Raw genomic sequence first — 13,187 nt, forward strand, 5'->3', positions numbered from 1 at the left:
GAAGAGATGGATAACTTGTTAATAAGAAAAACAATAAAAGGTGGTGACAAGCGGGTCTGTCTTAGCGCATCGCAAATAAACGCTTACCTGCAAGCTCCAATGCCGCTTGTAATAATAGCTCCCATGCTGGCTGACGAATAAGTCCTTTGATAGCTTGGTCACAGCGGTAAAGCAGGGCAGGCCATTCGGCCGTGTGCGTTTTTGACTGACGGCGGCAGGCTTGTTGGTACAACCCTTGTTTACTACGCCAAATGCCCAATGCTTGAGGGTCTTGACCGTCCATAAGTTGAATGATTTGACGCATGTCTTTGCTGATAGCCCAAAGCACTAAAGTAGTGCTCATCGGTCGACTTTAGCTGGAACATAATTTTGGCGACCTGCGTACTATTGCCCGAGAGCATCGCATCAGACAAATCAAACACACTAAACTGCGCATCGCTGACCAACGCTGCTTGTAGGTCTGCAATATCCAGTGCCACGTTATTTACTGGCTGCGTAAAGTTATTGGATTGGTAGTTATCTTCATTATTATCACTAGCGGCTAATTGCGGTGCAAACAGATAAGACAGGCGCCATAGCGTTTGATAAGCACTGAGTAGATGGTGCTCAGTGTGTGACATGAGTAGCTGCCAAGCCTCTTGAGACAGTCGTAAGCCAAACTTCTGAGCTTGTATTTGTAGTAGCTGTTGGCGCTGCTGCTCATTGTATAAATTGCAATCAATGACATTGCCATATTGCGCAAAAGGAGCAAACCATTTGCTGCTCTGGCTGCGTTTGTCTTGCTTAGGTGTAAGCCACAATACACTATGACCGTGTGTGCCCGCTTGTGCCTCGATCGCAAAACGTTCCAGCTCGGTGATAACTGCTTTGTCAGGTTTATGATTGCCCGTCACGATTAGAGCGCTGGCATCATCGAATAGAGACTGGCTGCCAAGCTCAGACAGTACTTCTTGCCAGCTTTTGACAGAAATTAGCTCTATACGTTTGATTGCATAGTTCTGTGCGCGCCAGTGTGGACGCAGCGCATCTATCAACCATTGACTCAGCAGTGGCTCGTCACCGTGCGCCAGCCATAGCCCTGCTACTCCAACGGAAGGCTGCAGTAGTTTTGGGTAGGCTTTTATGAAAGTATCTTGCATAGCGTGGTGTTACACAGGTTGATGAGCATGTAATACCAATTCCAAAAATATGCTTAACAGTAGTAAGCTAGCTCAGCTTACTTAAAGTAGTACTTACGCTCGCTTAGTTTGCTACTCATATTTCTAGAAATGGTATCGTTTGATAATCAGAACGACTAACTATTACGGTTGTGGTACGACGACAACGGTTGGTGTCACACCTTTATTCATCTGCACAGACTGCTTGGCAGCAGGTGCAACTTTTGGTAGCGAAATCGCCACATATTGATCCGTGATACGGCGAGCTAAAGTATCATAGAGCCAATCGCGAGTCTGATCGCCTTGCTGATCGTCAGTACTAACAGATGCTTCGTTGTACTGATAGCTTCGCTCGACTTGAATGGGATTGCTCAGGGTTACAGGCTTACCATTTTCCATCGTTTGATAGCTGACATCTGCTGATAGTACCAAGCGAATCTCTGTTAATACCCCAACCAATTCGTAACGTTTAAAACGTACATTACGGATATCGATAGCGGCAATAGTCTCAGCCCCTGCTTGTTGGTTATTACGAGCAACTTCTTCTGAGCTCATATTACTAATAACATCGACACCTAACGTCTTTAGGCGACGCGTCAATGGTAGTTTCAGCGGGAATGAGGTGCGATTATCTTCGATAATGACCGCTGTTTTTTCGACGTCAAGCAGCATCGCTGAGTCGTAGCCACGCAGCTGGAAGCCGCAGCCGCTAAGAGCAGCGGCTGCACCTACCACGGCGAACATTGGCAGCGTAGCAAGTAAGACTGCTCCGAGCTTTTGGCCCTGGGACTTTTTATTAGCTAGGCTGTATGCGCTTGATTCTGGTTGCGCCTGCTCAGCTCGATGCTTGTATGACATAAACGCTATCCTCATATGATAAGAAGGCTTAGAGCACTAAGCCTAAAATACTTAGCTCAAGATACCTCAGCCTACAACCACGATGTTAACCAATTTGTTAGGAACGACGATTTCTTTTTTTGATTTCACCCGTGATGAATTTTGCCACGCTTTCCATGGTGCGAGCTTGCTCTTTTAGCTGCTCAGGATCGCTGTTTGGTGCCACATCCATCTTACCACGCATCTTACCATTGACCTGTACCACCATCGTGATCATGTCCTGTACCAACGCACTTTCATCAACGGTTGGGTAGTCTAGGGTCAAGGTGTCAAGACCCAATTGCTCAAGCAGATGTTCACCAACGTGCGGCGCATATACAGACAACATAATCAACAGATTGGTCAGTGCTTCGTGTTTGACGTGTAGCTCTTGCTCATTACTTGCGTTAAAGCCAGTCAGCTCGTTAGCAAGTTCCATCAGGCTTGATACAGGTGTGTTCAGTGCCAAACGATCACCCAAATCACTGTCAATCTTAGCAATCGTTTCGTGCGTTTTACGGCGTAAATTTTTGGCTTCTTTGCTTAGACCGTCTGTGTTCAAGGTAGCACTGTTAAGCGTATCTATGCTGATATTGGCGGCCGTTAGCGCTTGCATATGGTCGGTAGCAATGCGCCATACTTTTTTTCACAAAGTTATAAGGGCCTTTTAGCGCGTCGTCTGACCATTCAAGCGTTTGATCCGCAGGCGCAGTAAATAGCGTATATAGACGAACCGTATCAGCACCATATTTATCAATAGTCAGCTGTGGATCGACACCGTTGTTCTTTGATTTAGACATTTTTTCGATTTTACCAATCGTCACTGGCTGTCCATCTGACTTCAAGATAGCTTTAATGGGTTGACCGCGTTCGTTGAAGTCAATATCGATATCTTCTGCAAAGTAATAGGTCGTACTACCATCCGCGTTGACACGGTAGAACGTACCAGCGAGTACCATACCTTGCGTCATTAGGTTGGCAAATGGCTCATCGCCAGTAACCAAGTTTTCATCTCGCATGAGCTTATGGAAGAAGCGTGCATACAACAGATGCATCACCGCATGCTCGACACCGCCCACGTATTGATCGACTGGCAACCATTTATTGGCAGCAGACTTATTGACCATGTTTTGTGCATCATTTGGGCTAGCAAAAACGTGCATAGTACCAGCTAGATTCTACAAAGGTATCAAAGGTATCGGTCTCACGCTCAGCAGGGTTGCCACATTTAGGACAAGTGGTATTGACAAACTCTGGTATATTCTTAAGTGGGTTACCGCGACCATCAGGTACGACGTCAGTTGGCAACACAACTGGTAAGTCTTGCTCTTCAACAGGTACCGTACCGCAATGCTCACAGTTGATCATTGGGATCGGGCAGCCCCAATAGCGCTGGCGAGAGACACCCCAATCACGTAGACGATATTGAATTTTTTTCTTAGCCAGCTCTTTTGGCTCAAGTTTGGCTAGCATTGCTTCAAACGCTTGCTCAAAATCTAGACCATCAAACTCACCTGAGTTAACCAAAGTGTTGCGCTCAGTATAAGCAAGATTTACTTCACTATCGTTTGCTTTGGCATCTGCTTTTAGTTCATCAAAGTAACCTTCAGGGGTATTGATGACCTGTTTGATTGGTAGGTCGTACTTAACCGCAAACTCATAATCACGCTCATCGTGAGCAGGTACTGCCATGACTGCGCCTGAGCCGTAGCTCATTAGCACATAGTTGGCAACCCAAACTGGCACTTCTTCACCAGTCAGAGGATGCGTCACAGTTAAGCCTGTATCCATACCGATTTTTTTCAGCTTTGGCCAAATCAGCTTCAGCTACTGAGCCTTTTTTTACATAATGCACAGAATTGAGCGATTGCGTCATCTTGCTCAGAGGCATACTGTGCAAGTGGATGCTCTGCGGCAACAGCAACATAAGTCACACCCATCAAGGTATCAGGACGAGTGGTGAACACATCTAAGGTGTTTTCTTCACCAGCAAGCTCATAAGGGAAGTGGACTTCCATACCGGCACTACGACCAATCCAGTTGCGCTGCATGGTTAGTACTTCAGACGGCCAGTGACCTTCTAGCTGATCCAAATCATCCAATAGCTCATCAGCATAGTCAGTGATGTTGAAGTAGTACATAGGGATGTCACGTTTTTCGACCGCAGCACCACTACGCCAGCCTTTGCCATCGATGACCTGCTCGTTTGCTAAAACAGTGTTGTCAACAGGATCCCAGTTGACCGTCGATAGCTTTTTGTAGACCAAGCCTTTTTTGTACAACTGCAAAAATAACCACTGCTCCCACTGATAATACTCAGGGCTACAAGTGGCAAATTCACGTGACCAATCAATAGACAGGCCTAGCAATTTAAGCTGCGCACGCATGCTGTCGATATTAGCAAATGTCCATGCAGCAGGTGGCGTTTGGTTAGCAATCGCTGCGTTTTCTGCTGGCAAGCCAAAACCATCCCAGCCCATCGGCTGCATGACTTCATAGCCTTTTAGGCGATAATAACGGCTCAATACGTCAGAAATCGTATAGTTACGTACGTGGCCCATATGTAGCTTACCACTTGGATAAGGGAACATCGACAGCATGTAACGACTTGGCTTGTCGCTTGGCTCATTGCTTACTTCAAAGCGCTTGTCAGTGGCCCATTTGGTTTGCTGCGCGGCTTCTATCGTTTGAGGGTTATAATAGTTGTTTTCTGTTTGGTCTGCTGTCACGGCGTTGCTCATAGTCGGCTCGAAATTGGTTGATACTAATAAAAATAGGGGGAATTTGACAATGCCATAGCATAGCGTAATTTGGTAAAAATTGCGACGATATGATGTATTTGCTCATGAGGTTTATGGATTAAAAGTGACTTTAGCGGGATGGGTTGTCTACATCTCATCATCCTTCGGTATAATAAACAGATCAATGAACATTCATGAGGAGTTTCTATGACCATCACTATCTACGGTATCAAATCTTGTAGCACCATGAAAAAAGCATTTACTAAGCTTGACGCGCTAAACGTCAGCTATGAGTTTCATGATTATAAAAACAAGGCATCGACAAAGAGAGTATCCAGCGCTGGGTGAATGAACTAGGCATCGATAAAGTGCTCAACAAGCGTGGTACCACATGGCGTAAGTTAGAGGATAGCCAAAAGCAAGCGGCAGATGCCAATGTGGATGCTGCGATAGATTTACTCGTGGAAAATACCAGTATGATCAAACGTCCGATGGTTGAGGGTCAATGCGATGATAAAACCCAAGGTCAGCCAGTACTGCTTTGCGGTTTTAACGAAGACGAATTTAATACAAATTTTTCATAAAAGAGCTGTCACTTTGGCACGTTATAAACTATGATTTCATGAATGGAATTAAGTTTGCTTGTTTATAATGGTTAAGGATAAGACTATGAAAAAGTTGTTATTAATGGCCACGCTTGCAACAGCCTCTTTGATGATAACAGGCGTCCAAGCCGCTGACTCATCTACTAAGATTACTTTTGCCAAAGACAGCTATTGCGGCAGTTTTACCGGTAACATCAAAGATGGTAAGTTGTTCCGCTTATGGTTGCTACCTGAGCAAAACTTAGTGATTCGTAATGTGGGCGATGACCAAATAAGTGTCGCATACGTTTCAGGGCCTAAAGGGCGCTTAGATGCTGATCGCTATGATAATGAAACCTCTTATTTTACCGAAAATAAAGGCAATCATTACATGCAAGTATATGGCAACAGTAGCCATAGCTCGGTTGAGTTCTGTGCTTATTAACGATTATTAAAGCAATCATGAATCATTAAAAAGCCCGAGCTTGGTATCCAAGCTCAGGCTTTTTAATGTCAGTTACGGTTGCGTTCTACTAGCTCAACGATGAGTCTATCTCACGACTAATGAGCGTACCAACCCCTTCGTTGGTAAAAATCTCAAGTAAGGTCGCATGAGGACACGGCCATCAACGATTACCGCGCTTTTGACGCCGCTACGTACCGCATCAAGCGCACATTGGATTTTGGGAATCATGCCGCCTGAGATAGTACCATCTTCGATTAAGCTATCGACTTTCTTGGGTGTTAGCCCAGTGACCACTTCGCCGTCACGTCCCAATACGCCTTTAATGTTGGTTAATAGCATCAGCTTTTCTGCTTGTAAAAACTCTGCTACTTTACCTGCAACGAGGTCAGCATTGATATTATAGGTATTGCCTTCAGCGTCAACGCCAAGTGGCGCGATTACAGGGATAAAATCAGACGCAATGAGCATGTTAATCACGTCTTTATTGACGCTTACTACATCACCGACAAATCCTAAATCAACTGGTACAGCGATACCATCTGCGCCAATTTTTTCCATCATCAGTTTTTTTGCTTGAATCAAGTTGGCATCTTTACCTGTAAGACCAATCGCGCGACCGCCATGTTTATTAATCAAGCTAACAATCGATTTGTTGACGCTACCGCCCAAGACCATCTCTACGATATCCATGGTGCTTTTGTCAGTGACGCGCATGCCATCGATACGATCTGATTGACGTCCGAGCTCTTTTAGCAGGTTGTCAACTTGCGGGCCACCACCATGTACGACTACTGGATGCATACCGACGGTTTTTAGCAACACAATATCGCGAGCAAACGAGCTCTCAAGCTCAGGGTCGGTCATGGCGTTGCCGCCATATTTTACGACGATGAGTTTATCAACAAAACGCTGGATATAGGGTAGAGCAGTGGTCAATACTTCAGCGGTGTTTTTGGCATCATCTAAATTAAGCGTCATTACAAACTCCTAAGGGCCGGGTTTAAATTGGTTGTTTTTCTATTATGTCTAATGAGACAGCTATATGTTTTATGAGGCTACTCCACAGGAATAGCAAGAATCTGTTCTGCTAGCGCTGCGTTAAATGGTCGGCATAAAGCGGCAAATGTATCCTGAATATCTTTTAGGTCATCCACACTGTCACCTGCAAAGCGCGCGGTCAGGCTATTGCTGGTATTTGATTGACGCAGTACGCCAAAGCCATGCGCAAAATCTAAACGCACACCATCGATACAGCTCAGTTTAGTTCCCATAGGTAATAATTCATGCGTCTGTTTTAATGCTATTTGCGCTTTCGCGGTAGCGCAAGTACACACTGATGACTTGCATGTCGTGGCAGGCAGGCAAGTATCTTTTAATTGCTGATTAGATGAAGAATCAGTATGAGTAGACATATCTACTAGATACTGCAAGTAATGACAAAATCTCGTTAATTGCTCTACGAGTGAGCAGTCGGTAATAGCCGTTTGCGGCATTGGCAAGTAATGGTCAGCAGTACTGACTATAGTGGGTAAGCTTTGGATGATATCTGCTAGCGGTTTTTTTATCATTAATATCATTATGAGTTTGGTCAAGCCAATGCAGCAACCGTAATGCAGCATACATCGCATCATCGTAGGGAATAAAGCGGCTGTCATTAAAGATGAAATGCCCTGATAATTCACCAGCGAAGACAATCTGATTGTCAGGATGCTGTACCTGCTGGCGCATAAAGCTGCTGCCAGTCTTGCTAATCACAGGTGTAGTACCAAGCTCAGATAATAGTCTTGGTAAATGATGGGCGCACTTGATATCAAAAAGAACTTCAGATGCTAATAAAGAGTCGTTAAGAGAGTTAGGGTGCTCAGTAATAGCAATACGTGCCAATAGATAGAGCAAATGATCGGGCGTAACTATCTTGCCGTTGTTATCAACGATCATCAAACGATCGCCATCGCCATCAAACGCCAAGCCTATATCTGCTGCATGCAAAACAACGGCTCGTTGCAATTCGTTTAAGCGGTTTGGTTCGGTGGGGTCTGGATTACCAAGGGGGAAATTGCCATCGGGTATGTCATTGAGAAAAATGACCTGTTGGCAAAAACGTTCAAACAGGCGTTGAGCAATGCTCCCAGTTGCGCCATGCATACAGTCAATAACCACGACCAAATCAAGTTTATAAGCGCTTTTCTGATTGGCTTTAGTTGCCGAGTGATTATGTTGAAATAATTGTTCAAATACCTGTGCAATAGCATCGATATAAACGTTTGCTACTTGATCAGTAGGTAGTTGCTCAAGTAGGTCGCTTGGTAATTTTGAGTCATGGTTATTATCAATGCTTTCAATATTTTCTGAACGCAAGGCAGAATTGTTAGCTTGGCTATCGGGATAAGCGTGACAACTATGATGATCGGTTAGCTGATGATAAAGCGTCTGTATCTCTGAGCTACTAGGGGACTTGTTATTCACCAACCACTTGATGCCTAGTATGTCTTTAGCAGAATGGCTCGCTGTTACGACTATGCCATGTCCTTGATATTGCATTGCCCAAAATGCCATCATTGGCGTGGTAATCAGACCTAACTGGATTACGCGTAAACCCTGCTGAGCTAATACAGTAGAGAGTGTATGTGCAATGGCTTCACTACTAATACGCATATCATAACCAATAACGACAACATTCTGCTTAGTCTCAACAGAAGTATTAGTACTGATGTTTTGAGTCGGTTGGCTATCTTGGGCATTGTAGAGAGTAGCAAAAGCATGGCCTAACGCTTGTATAAAACTGCTAGTGAAATACTGGTTGGCACCGCGAATATCATAAGCACGGAATAAGGATTGCTGCGCCGCAAAAGGTGGCATTGCTTACTCTCCTTATAACCGTGGTAGATGTTCAATGATAAATAAAAATTAATAGCGCAAGGTTTTATATATAGCTTAAGCAAAACCTTGAAGGCTATCTAAAAATTACTAGCAGAATTGACCGTCAAAATAGCTATTATTGACGACCTGAATGTCCAAATCCGCCCGCACCGCGTACGCTTTCATCACTGAATTCTGCAACCACTTCAAACTCAGGACGGGCAACAGGTACTACGATGTACTGTGCCATACGTTCAGCTGGATTAAGAATAAAATCATCCCCACTGCGGTTCCAAATACTAACCATCAGCTCGCCTTGATAGTCGGCATCGATTAACCCAACCAAGTTACCCAAGACGATACCGTGCTTATGACCAAGACCTGAACGCGGTAAAATCATACCTGCATAATTAGGATCTTGGATATAAACGGCAAGACCTGTACCAATTAAATGGGTTTCACCTGCTTTAATCGTCAATGGCTCGTCAATACAAGCACGCAAGTCAATACCTGCACTGCCATCGGTGGCACGAGTTGGTAAAGAAAACGCTTTATCTTCAGTAATTTTAGGGTTTACCACTTTAACTTGTACAGCTTGCATAACACACTCACTTAACGATTTGATGGTTTTTAAATTATGATTTTAAACTAAGGCCTTGAACTATGGTCTAAATAAGTCTTATTCGACATTTTTATACAAATAACAATTCTATATTTTAATTATTCAGCAATTCAGCAATCAACTAAAGTATCAGCACGCTAGCCAATCCTAAAAAGGACATAAAGCCGACGATATCTGTGACGGTCGTTAGGATAACCGAAGCAGATAGAGCAGGGTCGATATTCATTCGTTTCAGCATCAGCGGTATGCTGATACCCGAGACATTAGCTGCAGTCATGTTGATTGCAATGGCAAAACCGATGACGGCACTGATCTTAATATCATGAAACCATAACTGAGCAATAAACGCCATAATTATCGCCCAGATGATACCGTTTATCGCACCCACCACAGCTCTTTATTCAACAGCCAGACACGGTTAGAACCACCGATTTGACCCATCGCCATACCGCGGATAACGACCGTCAGCGTTTGCGAGCCAGCAATACCGCCCATACTGGCGACCACTGGCATCAATATCGCTAGCGCCACGACTTGTGCCAATACTTCTTCAAACTGTCCAATCACTGCTGCGGCCAAAAGGGCAGTACATAAATTGATACCTAGCCAAACGCTACGGCTTTTAGCACTGGTTAGGATGGGGGCAAACAGCTCTTCATCTTGCTAACACCAGCGAGGTTTTTCATGGTGCTGTCGACATCATCTTGGATAATCTCCATGATGTCTTCACCGTTTAGTTGACCAACCAGCTCGCCATGGCTATTGATGACGGGGGCAAAGCGGATGTCTTCTGAACGAAAAATCGCGGCTGCATCTTGAATATCCAAGCGATCATTAATTGTAATGGCAGTATCAATCAGCTCCGAGACTAATGTATTCTGTTTATGCTTAATTAAATCTACTAGACTCAGTAGCCCTAGCAATTGCTGGCTTTGATCGACAACGAGCAGCTCTTGGCTCTCGTCATCGAGCAGGTCATCGTTTTCACGCAGCCACTCTTGTACATCTGCTAGGTAGATATCGTCCCTTATCTGGATAATATCGGGATCCATATAGCTACCCACTTCCCAGTCAGCATAAGTATCAAGCTTATTGACTTGGACCCGCGTCTCTTCGTCCAGCGTTGCCATGACTGAGGTACGTACGCTCTCAGTGACGGTATCCAAAATCTCAGAGATGTCTTGAGCATCAAGGTCTTGGGTAAACAAGGAGATTTCTTGAGAAGAAATATTCTCCATCAACGGCTGGCGCGTATCGACATCTAGTTCGGCAAGTACCTCACCTTTGATATGCTCTGGCACCTGCGCCCAAATCAACAGACGGTTTTGAGTTGGGAAGGACTCTAATAGGTTGGCAATCTCGTATTCGGATTGCTTTTCCAAAAACTCTGTAATGGCCTCGTATGCTTTGTCAGCAACCAACCCCTGCAGATACAGAAGCTTGTATTCGGCACTATATTCAGCCGAATTATAGTCTCCTGACAGCATGGCAGTTCGTTCCTGATTGGGCGTCGGGGTAGGCATAAGTGTTCCAAGTTTTTACAGTCAGTTTTTTATAGTATATAAAGAACAATAACAATGACGATTATAACAATCGCCTTTTGCGCAGTCTAAAGCGTGTTTTCGCAAGCGTTTACTTAAGTGCTTAAATGTTTTGGTTAAGATTAACGCTTGCCCAGTAACGCTCGAATATTGGCCAGATATTCATCAGCAACAGCTTCTGGGTCTTTGGTCGCTTTTTTTCTTTTTCGCTTTGGCAGGCCAATCAATATGATCCTCAGGCAACTCATCCAAAAATCTTGATTCTGAGGTAACGCGCATTTGTCCGCCAGCACGGCGCTGGGTCGCTAGGGTCAATGTCAGCTCACGACGTGCACGAGTAATGCCCACGTACATCAGACGGCGCTCTTCTTCGACCGTCTCACTCATAATGGAGTTGCGATGCGGCAGCATCTCCTCCTCAAGCCCCATGATATAAACAAAATCAAACTCCAAGCCTTTTGCCGCATGCAAGGTCATTAAGTTGACCTTGTTGGTATTCTCTTCTTCTTGCTGTTGCTCGAGCATATCAAGCAATACCAGCTTACGAATGATGGTATCAATCGTCCGATCTTCGTCTTCTTCGGCGCGATTAATCAAAGATTGAATACTGGTATAGAGCATATCGATATTATCAATACGGTTTTTTTCTTGTTGCGGCGTTTTGGCATCGCTACGGACAAAGTCAATATAACCTGTCTCATCAATCATCTGGCGTACAATCGGTACAGGGTCTGGGTGTTGATCAAGCTCACGCGTATAGTGCTCGATAAATTCACCAAACTCTTTTATCGTACCATAAGCCTTTGACGGCAATACATGAGTCAGACCAGCGTGGGTACAAGAGGCCAACAGCGATATGCTGTGCTCCTGCGCAAATAAACCAAGTTTTTCTAGCGTGGCTGGTCCCATACCGCGCTTAGGTGTATTGATAATACGTAAAAACGCACTGTCATCTTCGGGGTTCAAAATCAGGCGTAGATAGCCCATGATGTCTTTGATTTCACTACGCGCAAAGAACGACTGACCGCCTGACAATTTATAAGGCACTTGCAACTGGCGCAGTTGCGCCTCTAGCATACGTGCCTGAAAGTTACTACGGTACAGTACGGCATACTGCTCCCACTCGTTGCCAAAACGCAGCTTGTGCGTGACGATTTCTTTGGCGACGCGCTCTGATTCATCATCGTCATTACGACAATTGATGATGCGGATTTTTTCGCCTTGACCTTTATCTGACCAAAGTTTTTTCTCGAATAAATGCTCGTTATTTAGAATGACGGCGTTAGCAGAGGTCAAAATACGCGTGGTTGAGCGATAGTTTTGCTCAAGCATAACGATTTTCAGCTTCGGAAAATCTTCTTTTAGCAGTGCCATGTTTTCAGGCTTTGCCCCGCGCCATGCATAGATAGATTGGTCATCATCACCCACCACGGTGAAGCGACCTTGCGGGCCAACCAAATATTTAATCATCTCATACTGGGCGGTATTGGTATCTTGATACTCATCGACCAATAAATAGCGAATACGGTTCTGCCATTTGTCACGCAGTTCTCTATTTTCACGCAATATCTTGGTTGGCAATACAATCAAGTCATCAAAATCGACCGCATTGTAAGCACGCAAGTTACGCTCATAAAGCGCATATAGCGTGGCGAAAATCATGTCTTCTGGATCGTCTAGCGTTTCCATCGCCTTATCAGGCTCGATCAAGTCATTTTTCCAATCAGAAATCATTTTGATGGCTTTACCGACCAACTCACGACTTTCAGCGCCACTTAGGTTGTCACGCATCATCAGCTCCATCAGCAGTCGCTTGCTGTCGTCGCTGTCCATGATAGAGAAGTTACCCTTTAGCGGGGTATGAATCAGCTCATAGCGCAAAAACTGTAGGCCGAACTGGTGAAAGGTCGATACTGTTAGCCCGCGCATTTTTTTTCGCTTGGTAGCAATTTGCTACTCGCGCCTTCATTTCACGTGCCGCTTTATTGGTAAAGGTCACGGCGGTGATGCGCTCAGCTGGCATGTCGCACTCTTGGATTAGGTAAGCAATCTTACGCGTAATCACAGAGGTCTTGCCGGAGCCAGCACCTGCAAGTACAAGTAATGGACCAGATACGTAGAGCATGGCCTCGGATTGTTTGGGATTGAGTTGACTCATAACGTGACCTGTAAGACAAAAGCAAAAAAGAGGGTAGCGCTGATATGACAAAGATAGATAAACGCAGCGTGCATCATCAACATTCGTATCGTTGCGATATTTTAATAATCTTTATTATAAGAATAATAGAGTTGAAGGTTTGATGATGGCATATCATAAAAATCTGGTGGGTCATTATAAAGC

At 44.7% G+C, this 13,187-nt stretch carries 5 protein-coding genes and 6 pseudogenes; 2 read left to right on the forward strand and 9 right to left on the reverse strand.

Going from position 1 to position 13,187, the window contains the following annotated elements; all coding sequences use genetic code 11:
• Positions 1-61: 61 nt before the first annotated feature.
• From TT11_RS11060 to leuS, 3 genes and pseudogenes are all read right to left on the reverse strand, one after another.
• Positions 62-1,139 (reverse strand): annotated as a pseudogene (locus TT11_RS11060) (DNA polymerase III subunit delta).
• 162 nt (positions 1,140-1,301) lie between these two features.
• Entirely contained in the window at positions 1,302-2,015 is a 714-nt protein-coding gene (locus TT11_RS11065; protein WP_261870482.1) for a hypothetical protein, read from the reverse strand.
• Positions 2,016-2,081: 66 nt separating this feature from the next.
• Positions 2,082-4,774, reverse strand: a pseudogene (gene leuS, locus TT11_RS11070) (leucine--tRNA ligase).
• A gap of 207 nt (positions 4,775-4,981) precedes the next feature.
• Between leuS and TT11_RS11075 the strand changes: the two are divergent.
• Both TT11_RS11075 and TT11_RS11080 read left to right on the forward strand, forming a co-directional pair.
• Positions 4,982-5,358, forward strand: a pseudogene (locus TT11_RS11075) (Spx/MgsR family RNA polymerase-binding regulatory protein).
• A gap of 85 nt (positions 5,359-5,443) precedes the next feature.
• Positions 5,444-5,803, forward strand: a complete 360-nt coding sequence (locus tag TT11_RS11080) for a hypothetical protein (RefSeq protein WP_238053291.1) — start codon at positions 5,444-5,446, stop codon at positions 5,801-5,803.
• A gap of 88 nt (positions 5,804-5,891) precedes the next feature.
• Here TT11_RS11080 and argB read toward each other — a convergent pair.
• The 6 genes and pseudogenes from argB to TT11_RS17310 all read right to left on the reverse strand — a co-directional run bounded on the left by argB (position 5,892) and on the right by TT11_RS17310 (position 13,004).
• Positions 5,892-6,802, reverse strand: a pseudogene (gene argB, locus TT11_RS11085) (acetylglutamate kinase).
• A gap of 77 nt (positions 6,803-6,879) precedes the next feature.
• Positions 6,880-7,392: a hypothetical protein gene (locus tag TT11_RS11090; protein WP_261870483.1), complete on the reverse strand. Its 513-nt coding sequence runs from the start codon at positions 7,390-7,392 to the stop codon at positions 6,880-6,882.
• On the reverse strand, positions 7,331-8,683 hold the full coding sequence (locus TT11_RS11095; protein ID WP_261870484.1) for a phosphomannomutase/phosphoglucomutase: 1,353 nt from the start codon (positions 8,681-8,683) through the stop codon (positions 7,331-7,333). The genes TT11_RS11090 and TT11_RS11095 overlap by 62 nt, the downstream gene beginning before the upstream one ends.
• A 136-nt stretch (positions 8,684-8,819) precedes the next feature.
• Positions 8,820-9,284: a dUTP diphosphatase gene (gene dut / locus TT11_RS11100; RefSeq protein ID WP_201555960.1), complete on the reverse strand. Its 465-nt coding sequence runs from the start codon at positions 9,282-9,284 to the stop codon at positions 8,820-8,822.
• Between the two features lie 142 nt (positions 9,285-9,426).
• Positions 9,427-10,828, reverse strand: a pseudogene (gene mgtE, locus TT11_RS17305) (magnesium transporter).
• A 140-nt stretch (positions 10,829-10,968) separates the two neighbouring features.
• Positions 10,969-13,004, reverse strand: a pseudogene (locus tag TT11_RS17310) (UvrD-helicase domain-containing protein).
• Between the last annotated feature and the right edge of the window lie 183 nt (positions 13,005-13,187).

This window comes from Psychrobacter sp. JCM 18901, assembly GCF_000586435.1.
In the GTDB taxonomy this organism is placed as follows: Bacteria; Pseudomonadota; Gammaproteobacteria; order Pseudomonadales; family Moraxellaceae; genus Psychrobacter.

Excerpts from the sequence above, each read along its gene's own strand:
- TT11_RS11095 (WP_261870484.1), bottom strand. The coding sequence starts at position 8,683 with ATGCCACCTTTTGCGGCGCAGCAATCCTTATTCCGTGCTTATGATATT.
- TT11_RS11065 (WP_261870482.1), bottom strand. The coding sequence starts at position 2,015 with ATGTCATACAAGCATCGAGCTGAGCAGGCGCAACCAGAATCAAGCGCA.
- TT11_RS11090 (WP_261870483.1), bottom strand. The coding sequence starts at position 7,392 with ATGATAAAAAAACCGCTAGCAGATATCATCCAAAGCTTACCCACTATA.
- TT11_RS11080 (WP_238053291.1), top strand. The coding sequence starts at position 5,444 with ATGAAAAAGTTGTTATTAATGGCCACGCTTGCAACAGCCTCTTTGATG.
- dut (WP_201555960.1), bottom strand. The coding sequence starts at position 9,284 with ATGCAAGCTGTACAAGTTAAAGTGGTAAACCCTAAAATTACTGAAGAT.